We start from the raw sequence: 15203 nt of genomic DNA, 5'->3' as shown, positions 1-15203 counted from the left end.
GTGACGTTGGTGGTAATGTTCCACCGCACAGCAAAACGCCCCAATTTCTGGGGCATTTGGGGATCGGTGGGTATCAGATCAGGTGCGAGGCTTAACCGCACCGCATTGCTGACCTAGCCAGACAGCACGCGTGTCCATGCTGCCATTCTGTTGCTGGCCGGTTGCGTTGAACGAGCCGACAACGTGACTGTTGAACTCGCGATCACTCAAAAATTGCGCGGTTCCGGTGCCTTGAGCCCGGGGACAACTGAACTTGAACTTCCAGTTAGCCCCGTTACGCTCGGTGACTTGCTGCGTACAACCGGACTTCGGATCTTGTAGCGGGATTTGCTCGCTTTTCACCTGCTCAGGCGTAAGACAAATACGAACGCCCTTACCACCTAGGGTAACTCCTTGTTTCTCCAGCATTTGCTCCATGGCAGCGCGTTGTTGCGGCGCCATGAGCTGTAGTTGATTGAGCATCACCTGCATATCCGGAAGCTGCTGCCCATCCACCAGCATGTTGCTCGACGTCAGCTCCCACAAACCAGGTTGTAGCACCTGCGCCTGTGCAAAAGGTACCGCCAGACAGACCACCAACGCCACTAAGCGCTTCTTCATTTATCTCTTCCCATGTGTGCATGCAGCAGTTCGAACCCGGCGTTGGCCAGACACCAGACAATGACGCTTAGACGATGAATCGAGTAACCAGTTGCACCGCGAATAAAATAGCGACAATCCTCAGCCGCTGTGGTCTGTTAAACATCAAAAAGGCCTTGGAGCAAGGTTGCGCATGGACTATCACAGCCCGTATTTCTTTGGCTACGTCATTGGCTTTACTCACCTGCTGGGCATCATAGCCGCGATTCACGCGCTTTTGACCGTGCGCACCGCTCAGGGCTCTATTGCCTGGGCCATGCCGTTGATTTTCATTCCTTACCTCTCCTTGATTCCCTACCTGGTGTTCGGCCGAAGCTCGTTCGACGGGTATATCAAAGCGCGACGCCAAGCCAACCGTGAGATGCGTAACGCCATCGTCGATCTGAACTGGCGGCCCTGGATTGAGGAAGCTGTCGCCGCGCGGCATTCACCGGCTTACGAGTCGCTACGCGCAATGCCCAAACTGGGCCGCGTGCCGTGCCTTGCTAACAACGAAGTTCGATTGCTGATCAATGGAGAGGCTACGTTTGCCGCCATCTTCGAAGCCATCGGCCGTGCGAAACAAGCGGTGCTTGTGCAGTTCTTCATCATCCATGACGATGACCTCGGCCGCCGCTTGCAGGCATTGCTGCTGGAGAAGGCTGCCGAAGGCGTATCAGTTCATGTCCTGTACGACCGCATTGGCAGCCACGCGCTACCCGCCAGCTACATCGAAAAGCTGCGGTCGGGTGGCGTGCAAATCAAGGCGTTCGCCACGCGCAGTGGCTGGTTGAATCGGTTCCAGATCAACTTCCGTAACCACCGCAAGATCGTGGTAGTAGACGGCGAAACGGGCTTTGTGGGCGGACACAACGTGGGCGATGAGTACTTGGGTCTGAAGCCGCCGCTCGCGCCATGGCGGGATACTCATGTGGCGGTCGTAGGTCCGGTGGTAGCGTGCCTGCAAGAGTCATTCGCCGAAGACTGGTTCTGGGCAACACGCGAACTGCCACCGCTGATCCTGCCGGAGTCGTACCCTGAGGACGGCGTGCTCTGCCAGTTTCTTGCAAGCGGCCCGGCTGACCCCCAAGAAACCTGCTCGCTGTTTTTCGTCGAAGCGATTCATGCGGCGACCGAACGAGTGTGGATCACCACGCCGTATTTCATCCCTGACGAAGCCGTGTCTGCCGCGCTTCTGCTGGCGGTCTTGCGGGGCGTGGATGTGCGCATCTTGTTGCCCTCGCGGCCAGACCACTACGTGGTGTATGCAGCGTCCAGCCTGTTTGCTTTTGAAGCGGTACGAGCGGGTGTCAGGATCTTTCGTTATAAACCCGGCTTCCTGCATCAGAAAGTGGTGCTGGTGGATAACGAAATCACCGCCATCGGCAGCGCAAACATGGACAACCGATCCTTCCGCCTGAATTTCGAATTAATGCTGCTGACCGTAGACGAGAATTTTGCCCGGCAGGTGGAACAGATGCTCAACGCCGACTTCGCGCTGGCCCATGAGGTGTCGCTGGAAGAAAGCAAAGAGACGCACCACCTCCAACAATTGGGAATGCGCATAGCGCGATTGATATCACCGATTCTTTGAGTCGCTGATTTCGCCCCTTCGCGGCCTCGCGCTGGCTAGTCAACTCCTACAAAAGCGACGGCCATCCCTGTTGGAGGCTTGCCTTGGCGAGGCTCATCCGCCGCAATCATTTACCTGTAAATATCTTCTCGCGTCAGGGGCAGCGTGTGACTGCCATCAGGCAGCGGCTTCACTGCCAGTATCTGGTGCAAGTTGATCCAGCCCTGAGAGAACGCATACGCACAGCCCGCCAGGTATAAGCGCCAGATACGCAGCGCCTGTTCCGGGACCATGGCCGCAGCAACATCAAGCTTCTTCTCCAGCCGGGCACTCCAGTGATCCAGTGTTTTGGCATAGTGGAGACGCAAACTTTCCACGTCCACCACCTCAAGCCCGGTCTCGCTGATGTGCGCAGTGATCATCGAAAGATGGGGCAATTCGCCGTTCGGGAAGACATAACGGTCGATGAAATCTCCAGCCCCGCGCCCCACCGGGCGGCCATCCGTGTGCTTGGCGGTGATGCCGTGGTTCATCACCAGACCGCCCTCCTTCACCGCCCCAAACAGGCATTTGGCGTAAAGCTCCAGATTAGCGTGGCCGACGTGTTCGAACATCCCGACGCTGACCACCTTGTCAAAGCGTCCATCCTGCGGCAGATCGCGATAATCCAGCAGTTGTAATTCGACCTGGCTCTCCAGCGCCTCAGCCCTGACCCGCTCTTGAGCGAGCGACAATTGCTCCTGGCTCAGGGTGATACCGAACACTTTCACGCCGTACTCGCGCGCGGCAAACCTCGCCAGACCACCCCAACCGCAACCGACGTCCAGCAAGTACTCTCCCGGCTGGAGCCTGAGCTTGCGGCACAGATGATGGAATTTGTCCTGCTGCGCCTGCTCAAGCGTCTCGTTGCCGGTCTTGAAGTAGGCGCAGGAATACACCATCTCCTTGTCGAGCCAGAGCTGATAAAACGCGTTGGAAAGGTCGTAGTGATAAGAGATCGAAGCAGCATCGGTCTCTTTGTCGTGCTCGGTGCGCACGGGGAGATTATCCCCTTCCTCGTCCCCCAGCGCCTTGGTGAGCTGATCACAGACGCGGACCACTTCCGTGATGGAACCCTCGAGCTCAAGCCGCCCTTCGACAAAAGCACTGCCCAGCAAACCAAGGCTTGGGTGGGAGAAACCGGACACCAGCAGCGGATCTTTTACGACGATGGTGACCTTGGGCGTCGGCCCCAGATCGAATTCGTGGCCGTCCCAGAGTTTTAGCCGGAGCGGTAAATGAAGATTCTGTAAGGCCGGTGGCAAGTGCGCGAGCATTGAGAAAACCCCCTGATCCAGAAACTTAGAAAAGGGTAGTCCCACATCGGACTCCAGACAGGATCCGTCAGGCGATAAGCTCTAGGAGAACTGCATGAATCAACGTTCCGGGTACTGCCCCGTGCCCCCAGGGATTCGAGCCAAATTAATGCCTGCGATGGAACACCCTCCTCATGACTGTGGATAATTTGTAACAGAGTTCTTCAAGGCTCAAGCGCATTTTTATACTTAGCGAGTGCTGCAATACCGGCGCGTTTCAGCCAAGCGCCTGATTATCAAGCCTGAGGAGAATTATGAAATTTTGCGATCGGCTCATGAAAACGCAACAAGCGACCCGCGTTGCCCAATACCAATAACGTGCTGAGGTTGTGCAAAACCGCCGCAATCATCGCGCCAGCAGCCCCTAAAACACCGAAGGCCGCGAGCGCAACGATGGCCAGCGTCCAGCCCAGTCCGATGATCACGTTGACCTGAAGAGTATGTCGGCACTGACGACTCAAACGCACGCACGTACCAAGGCGACGCAGGTCGCTGCCGATCAGCACGATGTCAGCTGAAGCCAAAGCAATATCAGCCCCGCCCGCTCCCATCGCGACACCCACCACGCCTGCCTTCAGCGCCAACGAATCATTGATACCGTCGCCAACCACCATCGGCCGAAAACCATTTTTTATTTCGCCCATCACCCGGTTGAGTTTGTCCTCTGGCAACGCCTGCGCTTCGATGTCGCTGATGCCCACTTCCCGACCCACGCTGTCGGCAACGCTTTGCCTGTCGCCGGTGAGCAACAGTTGACGGCCCATGCCCAACTCCCGCAACTCAGCCAGTGCCTGCCGTGCTTCCGGCTTTAGGCTGTCGGCCAATAACAGCCAGGCCACAAACGCACCATTGACCGCCAGACCTGCAATTGGTCCATCGTGATCAGGCACCGCCGTGGTCGCAATGCCCAGTTGCTCGAACAACTCCGGGCGACCCAGAGCAGCCTCGCCATGAGGCGTGCGGGCAACCACGCCCAAGCCTTGGCGTTCCCGTATATCCTCGAGCGGCAGCAACTGATCCTTGTTCACAAGTAAGGCCAGTGCACGGCTGACCGGGTGGCTGCTCGCCGCGCCCAGACTGGCCGCCAACGACAACACGCCTTCAGGCTCACCGTTGACCGCCTGGACCGATTGGAGCCGCAAACTGCCGAAGGTCAGCGTCCCGGTTTTATCCACCACCAGCGACGTGAGGTCAGCAAGCTCCTCGAGAAACGCCGAACTGCGAATCAAAATCCCATGGCGCGCCGCAACCGCGATGCCAGCAATCGCTGTTGCCGGCGCCGACAGCACCAGCGCACATGGGCACGCCGCAACCAGCACGGCGAGCATCGCTTGTGCGTTATTGGTGATGAACCACGTCACGGCTGCGATCAGCAACACCAACACCATGTAACTGCCGGCATAACGTTCGAGCAAACGGGTGATAGGCGGTTTGGAGCGCTCGGCGTTCTGCATCAACGCAATGACCTTGCCCAGCGTCGACTCGTTGCCAATACGCGTGACTTCAATCCTCAGCAGGCCATCAAGGTTGATCGCGCCGCCGAACACATCCATGCCCGCCCTCGCCTCCAGCGGCACCGACTCGCCGGTGATCGGCGCGGTGTCGAGGCTGGCTTGGCCGGAGATCACGCGGCCGTCCGCCGGCACCCGATCTCCGGCGCGCACTTCAACTTGATCGCCCGCCACCAGCGTGCCGTTATCGACCTCGCGTATCGAGCCGTCGGCAGTCACCAACCGGGCGTGGCTGCGCGTGAGTTTGCCGAGCGCCTGAATCGCCTCCTGCGAGCCAATCACACTGCGCTCTTCCAGTACGTGACCGAAAATCATGATGATCGGCAGCAAGGCGGCGGTCATCAGATCACCCGTGGCCCAGGCCCCCAGCATCGCCAGAGCGATCAGTTGATCGGTGATGCCGTGCAGGCTCGGGTAACGCAAGCTGTGCCAACCGGCGCTGACCACCGGAATCGCCACCAACAGGGAGGCAGCGCCCAGCAGCAGCTGGCTCACGCCCACTTGCTCGGGTGCAAAAAATCGCCAGATCAGCCCCAACGCCAACAAACCGAGTGCGAGCATGGCCAGCGTCAGTTGCCGGGCCGCGCTGCGTTGCTCGGCGCTGGTGAGCATGCTGACGGGCGCCGCTGGCTTGCCGTGAGCAGCTCCGTCTTGGGATGGCTCGGCATGGGTGTGAACGGCTTCGCCACTCATTTATCTGCTCCCTGGATGATCAGTCGGGAATCGTCTTTGGGGTTAACCGTCGTGACTGAACCAGCCTGACCCAAAATCTTTGGCACACGCTCACGGTAGATTCGCTGCATCAAGCCGGGGTCGCTTCTGTTCTGAATCGACTGCGCAAGGCCTGTAACGGTGGCGGTGTCGGTTTGCGCCTTGGCCAGCCGCTCGGAGCCTTGAGCATGGGCGACCTGCACGGTGCGGTCGGCCTGCTGATTAGCCGTCTGATTGAGTTTTTCGGCGTCGGTGCGTGCGTTGGCCACCGCTTGATCCGCTTGCTGGCTGGCAGTCAGTACTGCGTTGAACGCGTTGACGGCCGCCGTTGGCAGACTCGATTGCACATCGACCCGCGCCACTTCGATGCCCACGCCCGCACCGGTCGCGGTCAGCTCGTTGAGGCGCAGGTTGATGCCTTGCACCAGATCGCCACGCAAGCGCTCGCGCCGCTCGGCTGATTGGCTGTCGGCACCGACCAGCTCAGGACGCGCCACCAAAATAGTGTCCAGATCCCGTGCAGCCGTGAGTGCCACGGCACTGCGTGTAACCAACCGATCCAGCGCTGGCAGAACGTGTGCGCCCTGTAGCACAAAGGCACGCGGGTCGATGACTTTGTAGTACACCGTCACATCCAGCTGCACGACGCCGGCATCGCCGGTCAGCAGAAAGCCCGACCCAGCCAGTGCGTCACTCATCGGCGTGGCGAAGCTGGCGACCTTGTCCGCCGCCAGCGCGGTCGATGAGCGCAGCAACGTTTCGACATGGCGCTCGATTACCCGATCAGCCGAAGGCAGCAGTACCACTTGCTCGAACGGCTGCGGCCAGGCCACTAGCAGCCCGGCGTTTTGCACGCGATCCAGCGCGCCCATCCGAAACACCACAGCGCGGTTCTGCGGGTCGATCTGACGCACATTGGATATCGCCCAACTCAGCGCCGCGAACACCGTGACCACGTACAGCCCGATAAAAGCCAGACGGCTGGCCTGCAACCACGGACTCTTGTTCACAGGTCGCTCGACCGCTGCCGGTTCAGGGTTGGCAGGGGAATCATGGTCACTCATGGCTGTGTTCCAGCCTTGCTGTCCAGCGTCGGCGGGCCATCAACCAACACACGGAATGGCGCAGCGTCAGTGCGCAGAATCAGTTTGGTGGTGGGGCCGACAACGGTGCCGAGTGTGTCCAGCGAACGCAGCAGATTATAGAGCTGCGGGGCGCCAGCGTAGGCGCGACCGTAAATCTGCGCGGCTTCAACCCGCGATTGCGCCTCAATGTCGGCGGCCTTCACGGTAGCGTCCGCTTCGACGATGCGTGCATCACGCTCAGCGGCGGACCGAATCTGCGCCGCCTCGCGCTTGCCAATGGCCGTGCGTTCGGTGGCGATGGTTTCACGCTCGGCGCGCATCCGATCCACCGTCGCGTTCAACGTCACCGAGGGCAATGTCAGGCGCTCGACACCGACCTGCAGGACGCGCACGCCGTAAGTCGTGAGCAATTGCTGATCAATCTGCTGACGCAGCTGGTTTTCGAAATCGGCAATGCGCACCTGACTGGCGTCGGTGTTGACCAGGCTCGAGAGGTCGAAGCTCGCAGCGGTGGTTTCCAGCGCCGAGCCGACAAAAGTCCGGATCTGCCGCGCAGCTTCATCGGGCTGGTTTTGCACCGCACGCATGAAGCGCTTCACGTTGTCCGGGTCGCCCTGCACCTGCCACGCCACATATGCCTGAACGATGATGCGCAAACCGTCGCGGGTGCCGACGTCCTGCAAGCCACTTGAGGTGGTTCGCAGACGCAGATCGACGGGGATCGTTGCTTCGAACGGTGCTGGCCAGCGCCAGCTCAGACCCGGATCGAGCAACACGCGGGACGGATTGCCAAAACGGGTGATGACGGTTGCCTCGCCGGAGCGCACCTGAACCAGACTCGCAGCGGCCACTGCAAACGCGATCAATACCGCGGCCAGCGCCGAACGCCGCCAAGGGAAACCCACCGGCCCGGATGCCTCGCCGTGATGATGGCCGTGGTGATGTCCGCCATGCCCGTGGTCGTGGCCGGAATGGTCATGATGATCGTGTGAATGGAACAGACTCAAGTGACGACTCCTTATTCAGCCGATTGCTGATCGGCTGCTTTACCGGGCACCGCAGGGTCGGCCGGCAGCGTGAAAGTGCGCAGATCGATGGTCGGCGCAACAGTGCCGCCCAGACGATGATCCAGAACCAATAATTTGGCGTGCTGCAGGCCTTGGCTGAGTTGCGTCAGATATTGCTCCAGCAGAAACGCCTGACCGGCTTTGGCGTAAGCCTGCCGTTCGGCGCTGAAACGCAGGTCCGATGCCTGCGCCGTCGCCATGACTTCGCGCGAGTTGGCGGCCGCCTGATCATGAGCAACGCTGGCGTGCAGTTGAGCCAGGTTGGATTTGTCCGCCGCTGCGCCGCGCTCCCGTGAGATCAGTGCCTGAGCGCTGATCTGCGCCGCTTGCACCGCGTGATACGCATTGGCTGCTCCCGCTGGCGGATGAATCGACTCCACCACCGTGGCGAGAATTTCCACGCCGCTGTCGAGCTTGTTCAGATCATGTTGCACGGCGCTGCCGATGTCAGCCGCAAGATCGGTGCGCTGCTCGCCAAGCAATTCGTCGAGCGTGCGTGAGGCGAAGTCGTGAACCAGAATGCGGCTGGCGGTGCTGCGAATCAGGCTCACGACGTTGGCACTGTTGTAGGTGGCAGCCATCGCGGCGTCATCGGTCAGGCCGATGCGGTACACAAAGCGCACGTCCATGTTGACGATCTGAAAGCTCTGCTTGTCGCCCGTGCTGCTGGCGATCACCTGAGATTTGTCGTTGACGTGGCTGGCGTCCCACAAGCGGTTAGCCACAGCAGGCGGTGGGCCTTCCGCAGGGTCCAGCACTTGTTCGGCATTGCCGGCGTCCGAAACACTGGTCGCCAGCTCATGGACCACACCATTCTCGACCGCCAGCACTCGCCCAAATGGCCATGGCAATCCTGCGTGGAGACCTGGCCCGAGCACCTCAACCGGCTTGCCGAAACGTTCATAGATGCCGCGTCCCTGCATGGGGATTTCAGAGACGCCGCTCAACGCCCAACCCAATGCAACGATGACCGACAGCACCGGCAGAAACGCACGGCGCATATAAGTAAATGCCCATATCTGGCGCAGGTCGATACCGAAACGGTTGTGCAATTCGTGTTGCAACGCCATCAGCGGCTGCGGAGGCCAGCGCAGTAAACCAGCAATAAAGCTGCTCGCCATCAGCCGTGGTTCGACGCGCTCGTTGCGCGGGCTGAACACCGACAAAACCGCACGGATCAAAAGCTCCAACGCAACCAGACCGGGCAGGATGCCCATCAGCACGGCCAGCCTCCCAGGCCACACGCGTTCGGCGGAGGAAAAGAACAGGCACAACGCGCCGATCAGCAGCACGCCAATCGCAGCCCGCGTTATCTGCGCGAGTTGATCAGCTTCGGGCCAGTTGGTCGCAGGCTCTTGGGTGAACTGGCGCTCCAGAACCAGCAAACCGAAGGCCATGAGCACTAACAGACCGCCGACAAGACTGCCGACCTGGGTCAGGTCACTGCCCGGCAACGTGGTGTTCCAGATCAGCTTGATGCTGATCAGCGAAGCCAGGGCCCAGCCTGCGAGCCAGAAAGTGGGCAGGCCAATGACAGCGACCATCGACGCCCCTCGTCCGCCAAGGCGCGCCAGCAATCGGTCGTACCAGCCACTTTCTTCGTCGGAGAGCGGGTCAATTACCGGCACCTCGACGGGCTCAGGCACCGCGATGGCCTGGGCGCGCCACACCGCGATGACCTGCGCTGACTGCATCGCGCCCGCCAGCAGCAAAAAGCTAGCGGCCGAATTGGTCAGCACAGCCGTCCACAACGAGTTGGGAGAGAACAGATCAACAAACAACGACACCACCAGGCCGAACACGCCCAGCCCACCGATCAAATACGTCAGCCTGGTCAGACGCCGCGCTTGCAACGAAGCGCGTTGAAACCTTGGCAGCTCTTCCAGAGCAAAATCCTCACCATCCAGATCAACCCGCATCGAAACCCCAAAACCTGCTGAATGCTGTATCCATCGTTCTTCCTCTACGTTCGCAGCGCGGCGCTGGTAACAAGCCGAAACATGGTTACATGAGGGGCGTTACGATATAACAAAAATGGTGAAATTTTTGTCTGTTGAATAACAGTCTTCGCGTTGAATTTTCCAGTCAGACAGCCTGCAGACAGGTTGTCCGCACGAATTGATTCGAGAGGCGACGGATCTGATTTAACCCTTGAGGCCGCTTCGCCAGCACCTCGGCCCCCACAGCCCTCAGCAAAAGCCGGGAAACACGATCGTTGGAGCGAGTGGGCGGCATCCTAATTGCCCGCGAAGCTGCCGGGCACAGGGAGTAAACCCTGCGCACGCGGTGTTCCAGAACAGCCGAGGTCTCTGATTTCAGGGCCGCTGCGCAGCCCATCGCGGCCTCGCGGTGCTCCCACACTGCTACATGGCGAGCAGACCTAGACCAACACCTGCTGACACACTTTCAGTCGAACTTTTTAACCCTCTGAAACGATTTATTTCGCCAATTTGCGAACAACATGCCGAGATTGTTATCTGTTTGTTGGTAATTTGCGTTCGGCAAGGATTGGGAAAGCGCACTTATTCGTGCAGGAAGGCACGGCATTCTTCAGAGGCTTCACCTTATGAATCGCAGGAATCTCCTGAAAGCATCCATGGCGTTGGCCGCCTATAGCGCGCTGCCGGCCTCAGGGCTTTACGCTGCACGCGCCCTCGCTGCAGCGGCAGATGGCGAAATCGAACATTTCGATTTCAAGAGCTTGCAAGACAGTGCCAAACAATTGGCCGGCAAGCCTTATGTCAGCACCAAACAAACGCTGCCAGCAACCCTGGCGAACATGACTCCTCAGCAGTTCAATGCGATCAAATACGACGCCGGTCATTCGCTGTGGAACGACGTCAAAGGCCAGTTGGACGTCCACTTTTTCCACGTCGGCGCAGGCTTCAAGACGCCGGTACGTATGTACAGCGTGGACCCTGCGACCAAGCAAGCCCGAGAAGTGCATTTCCGTCCCGAGCTTTTCAATTACGAGGCCAGCGGCGTCGACAAGGCGCAGCTCAAGGGGGATCTGGGTTTCGCTGGGTTCAAGCTGTTCAAAGCGCCTGAAATCGCGATCAACGACATCCTCTCTTTCTTGGGCGCGAGCTATTTCCGCGCCATCGACAGCAACAAGCAATACGGCTTGTCAGCACGCGGCCTGGCCATCGACACCTACGCCAAGCGTCCGGAAGAATTTCCTGATTTCACTCAGTTCTGGTTTGAAAAACCGACCAAGGACGCCACCCGCTTCGTCGTGTATGCCCTTCTCGACTCGCCAAGCGCAACGGGTGCGTATCGCTTCGACATCGACTGTCAGGCCGATCGTGTGGTGATGGACATCGACGCGCACATCAACGCCCGCGCAGATATCGAACAGCTGGGCATTGCCACCATGACCAGCATGTTCAGCTGCGGCACCCACGAGCGCCGCATGTGCGACACCATCCACCCGGAGATCCATGACTCCGACCGCCTGTCCATGTGGCGAGGCAACGGTGAATGGATCTGCCGCCCGCTGAACAACCCGGCCAAGTTGCAATTCAACGCGTTTGCCGACACCGATCCGAAAGGTTTCGGGCTGGTTCAGACCGATCACGAATTCAAGACCTATCAAGACACAGTCGATTGGTACCATCGCCGTCCGAGCCTGTGGGTTGAGCCCACCACAGCATGGGGCGAAGGCTCTATCGATTTGCTGGAGTTATCCACAACCGGCGAAACGCTGGACAACATTGTGGCGTTCTGGAATCCGCGCGATCCGGTCAAGGCCGGCATGTCGATGAACTTCGGCTACAAGCTTTACTGGAGCCCGCTTCCACCGGTCAGCACGCCGTTGGCCCAAGTCAATGCCACACGTTCCGGCATGGGTGGATTCATCGAGGGTTGGGCACCCGGCGAGCATTACCCGGATGTCTGGGCGCGACGCTTCGCCGTCGACTTCAAGGGCGGCGGCATTGATCGTCTGCCCGAGGGTTCAAGTATCGAGCCGATCGTGACGGTCTCCAATGGCAAAGTGCAGGACTTCAACGTACTGGCTTTGCCCGATATCAAGGGGTATCGCATCACGTTTGACTGGTACCCGACCAGCGATGGCGCAGATCCGGTAGAGATGCGCATGTTCATCAAGACCGGCGACCGGACTTTGAGCGAAACATGGCTGTATCAGTACTTCCCGCCACCGGCCGAAAAACGTCGCTACACCTGACGCGTCACGGGCAAGCGCGCGCCTGCACGCTTGCCCTGTGTGTAACGAAAATGATTCATAGTCGAACCTTCAAAACCCCATCCAAACACCCGCTTTAACAGCGTCAAAAATACATCCACCAATACATTCAATGACTTAGAAGGCTAGCGTTTTAGTCTTTGAATGAAGTGTCTGAAATTTTGACTATTTGATTGACAGCCCTCAGCTCTGAGGCTGATATATCCCCTGTCACGCCATCAAGAAGCGACCTTCCTCGCCGCCTTGAGCTCTAAGGCGCTTGCGACTTACTGCACTTTTTCAGTGTTATCGACAGCCTCGCGCTGAGTCGGCCTGCGGTAGCTTTGCGCCTCAAAAACCTGCCCTGAACTCAAAGCCGATCAGACAGACCGGCCGATCACGTTTATCCGAGCGCTCCAGAGGGTCCGCACCATGATGTCCAACGTCACTGTCTCGCACCCTTCCCTTTACGTTGAGAAAGCGTCGATTCTGTCGTTCAGCAAATCGACGGTCATCGTCTGGACAGCCATCAGCCTGATTCTGGTTGAGACCTTCTCCGGCGCACTGCGCTTCTACCTCGACCAAGCCGGAATGTCTGCCGTGCTGTACGGGCCAAAAGTGCTGTGCTGCCTGCTGTTCATGCTGGAACTTCGCACCCTCAAAACCGGCAAGGGCGTGTGGTTGGGTCTGCTGGCGCTGGTGATTTACTGCCTGCTGGCAATGCTGCACGGCGCCAGCCTGTCCAACGTCGGCTTCAGCCTCTTCGGTATCTGTCCGGTACTGTTCGGCATGGTTTGCAGCGAACATCTGCTCTACCGCAAGCGGCTGCTGCTCTGGGCAGTGGGGCTTTGTCTGCTGGCCTCGCTGGGCGGGATCGCGCTGGACAAGCTCACATCAGTGCCCTGGAAAGGTTACAGCTACACGCTGGGAGAAACCGAATTGAGCGGCAACACTGCATGGGCCGTAGACGAAGCGGACCGCATCGCAGGCTTCGCCCGTGTCTCCAACGTGTTGTCGATCAACCTGGCGATTGGTGCGCTGTTCGTAATGAGTTTCATGCAGTCCAGGCTGCGGATGATCGCCCTCAGCGGCATAACTGCAATCGGCATCGTGCTGACGACGAGCAAGGCGCCTGCCGCTGCATTCATCTTCACGTTGGGGCTGTTGCTGATCCTGCGGTATCACTGGACCGCACGGGTCGTGCTGACGCTGGCAGTGCTGGGCGGGATGATGTTGCCGCTGACCAGCTTTCTATTCGACTTCGACGCGGGGCTGGCGAGCAGTGGCACGCTGTCATCGATGTATGACCGCCTGATCAACACTTGGCCAAACATGGCTCAGGGAATCGTCGAACAAGGCTGGCAATGGACAGGCGCAGGGCTGGGGGCTTATGGCAGCACGCTGACGTTGTTTCCAATACCTGGTGTCTCGGCGCTGGGCTCGGACAATACCGCTATGTATTTGTGGGGCACATTTGGTGTCTTCGGGCTGCTGTTGTTCACGCTGCAAATTCCGATGTTTATCGCCTTGAGCAACGACATCACACGGCCCGGTCGCGCCCTGCTCGCCATCTGCTTTTGCTGTCTGTTGACCGGATGGACCACTGACATGCTTGAAGTCGCGACGGCCAACCTGTTTCTGGGAATAGCCATCGGTCACGTCCTGGCAGGACGCCTTAAGGTGCGCCAGGTGAAATCCACCGCCAGCGGTGCACAGTCTTTCTTTCCCTTCCCGCCACATCAGCATTGAGAGCAACGGCGATGAAGTACAGCCGCAGACTTGCTGTTTTCCTGTCCCTGATCGGCGGGCTCTTGTGCAACGCGGCACAGGCCGAGGAGCCGTTCATCCTTGGTATCGGCACGCACCTGATGAATTTCGAGGCGTCACCACGCAAGCCTCTGGCGCTGGCGGCAGACGCGGGGATCACTGCGCTGAAGGATGATGCGTTCTGGTCGACCGCAGAGCCTGCACCCAATCAGCTGCGCATCGTGCCGCAGTGGCGTAGTTACCTGAACATCGCCACCACCCTGAACCTCTCACGGCTGACGATCCTCGACTACAGCACCTCTTTTCACAACAACGCCAAGCCCCGGGAGGGCAAGGTCAAGGCGGCGTACCTCAACTACGTGAACTACGTCACCGCCCAGCTTGGCAACAGGGTGGACTACTACGAGATCTGGAACGAGTGGGACCTGGAAGCACCGAAGGATGCAAAGCTGGCCGCCGACTACGCCGCGCTGGTGCGTGACGCGGTGCCGCTGATTCGCAAACACACCGTGGGGCAAAAAGGCACGCCGGCGAAAATCCTCGCGGGTTCTATCACGCCCGAAGGGATGGATTACGGGTTTGCGGACCACTTGATCGACGCCGGGATGCTCGACCTGATCGACGGCTTGTCTGTTCACCCCTACGCACACTGCGCAGGCGGAGGCCAGAACAACCCCGAGAGCTGGGTCAACTGGATGCGCCAGTACGAGCGGCATATCCGCGAAAAGGCCGGTCGGGACGTCCCGATTTACCTCACTGAAATGGCCTGGCCAAGCCACACCGGCGCTTGCGGCAACACGCCTGCGACCCAAGCGGCCTACATGGCGCGGATCATGTTCTTCGCCCGCACCATCCCCAACATCAAGGGCATGTGGTGGTACGACTTGATCAACGACGGGCCAAACCGGACGGATCAGGAGCATAACTTCGGGCTGCTCAATGAAGACCTCTCGCCCAAACCCGCCTACGACGTGATGAAAGTCATCAGCCCGTTCATCAAGGATTTCACCTACGAGGCGGCTTCAAGCACATGGGATGAAAACCTCTACATGCTGCACTTCAAGAAGGGCAAAGAGCAGGTGGTCGTCGCCTGGTCCGGCGCAAAAGTCCGAGACAAAACGCTGGTCGGCAGTACCCCGCAAGCAGGCGCCGTTCAGCTCATCGACACGGCTCAGCCACAAAAGGGTTGGGTCAACGACAGCACGTCATGGCAATGCCAGGGGGCGCAGTGTTCAGCCGCAATCACGCTGACCGAATTTCCAAAAATCATCCGTCTGAACACGGCTAACTGAATCGCGTGTTCGCGCACGGCGCGTTTGTTCACCTCGTCACG

At 59.2% G+C, this 15203-nt stretch carries 10 protein-coding genes; 4 read left to right on the top strand and 6 right to left on the bottom strand.

Going from position 1 to position 15203, the window contains the following annotated elements:
- Positions 1 to 78 precede the first annotated feature (78 nt).
- A complete protein-coding gene (locus OYW20_RS00370) occupies positions 79 to 600 on the bottom strand; it encodes a DUF3617 domain-containing protein (protein WP_268798774.1) in 522 nt (173 codons plus the stop codon).
- Between the two features lie 172 nt (positions 601 to 772).
- Between OYW20_RS00370 and cls the strand changes: the two genes are divergently transcribed.
- Complete coding sequence (cls, locus tag OYW20_RS00365; RefSeq protein WP_268798773.1) at positions 773 to 2212, top strand: cardiolipin synthase; 1440 nt, start codon at positions 773 to 775, stop codon at positions 2210 to 2212.
- Positions 2213 to 2322: 110 nt separating this feature from the next.
- On the opposite strand, the gene cfaB is transcribed toward cls, so the two are convergent.
- The 5 genes from cfaB to hflK (OYW20_RS00340) form a co-directional block, all read right to left on the bottom strand.
- A complete protein-coding gene (cfaB, locus tag OYW20_RS00360; protein ID WP_268798772.1) occupies positions 2323 to 3507 on the bottom strand; it encodes a C17 cyclopropane fatty acid synthase CfaB in 1185 nt (394 codons plus the stop codon).
- 275 nt (positions 3508 to 3782) lie between these two features.
- A complete protein-coding gene (locus OYW20_RS00355) occupies positions 3783 to 5750 on the bottom strand; it encodes a cation-translocating P-type ATPase (protein ID WP_408005445.1) in 1968 nt (655 codons plus the stop codon).
- A complete protein-coding gene (gene hflK, locus OYW20_RS00350; protein WP_268798771.1) occupies positions 5747 to 6832 on the bottom strand; it encodes a protease modulator HflK in 1086 nt (361 codons plus the stop codon). The genes OYW20_RS00355 and hflK (OYW20_RS00350) overlap by 4 nt, the downstream gene beginning before the upstream one ends.
- Positions 6829 to 7860 carry a protease modulator HflC gene (hflC, locus tag OYW20_RS00345; protein WP_268798770.1) on the bottom strand — a complete coding sequence of 344 codons (1032 nt, stop codon included), beginning with the start codon at positions 7858 to 7860 and terminating at the stop codon, positions 6829 to 6831. Before hflC ends, hflK (OYW20_RS00350) begins: the two co-directional genes overlap by 4 nt.
- 11 nt (positions 7861 to 7871) lie before the next feature.
- Positions 7872 to 9839 (bottom strand): protease modulator HflK, encoded by a 1968-nt coding sequence (gene hflK / locus OYW20_RS00340; RefSeq protein ID WP_268798769.1) that lies wholly within the window; start codon positions 9837 to 9839, stop codon positions 7872 to 7874.
- A 647-nt stretch (positions 9840 to 10486) separates the two neighbouring features.
- Here hflK (OYW20_RS00340) and OYW20_RS00335 point away from each other — a divergent pair.
- From OYW20_RS00335 to OYW20_RS00325, 3 genes are all read left to right on the top strand, one after another.
- Positions 10487 to 12106 (top strand): glucan biosynthesis protein D, encoded by a 1620-nt coding sequence (locus OYW20_RS00335; RefSeq protein ID WP_268798768.1) that lies wholly within the window; start codon positions 10487 to 10489, stop codon positions 12104 to 12106.
- Positions 12107 to 12535: 429 nt separating this feature from the next.
- On the top strand, positions 12536 to 13852 hold the full coding sequence (locus tag OYW20_RS00330) for a hypothetical protein (RefSeq protein ID WP_268798767.1): 1317 nt from the start codon (positions 12536 to 12538) through the stop codon (positions 13850 to 13852).
- A gap of 11 nt (positions 13853 to 13863) precedes the next feature.
- A complete protein-coding gene (locus tag OYW20_RS00325; protein WP_268798766.1) occupies positions 13864 to 15162 on the top strand; it encodes a hypothetical protein in 1299 nt (432 codons plus the stop codon).
- Positions 15163 to 15203: the final 41 nt, after the last annotated feature.

It is taken from the genome of Pseudomonas sp. BSw22131, assembly GCF_026810445.1.
In the GTDB taxonomy this organism is placed as follows: domain Bacteria; phylum Pseudomonadota; class Gammaproteobacteria; order Pseudomonadales; family Pseudomonadaceae; genus Aquipseudomonas; species Aquipseudomonas huanghezhanensis.
Note: the sequence above shows the minus strand (reverse complement) of the source record. Positions and strands in the feature narration are given on the sequence as shown.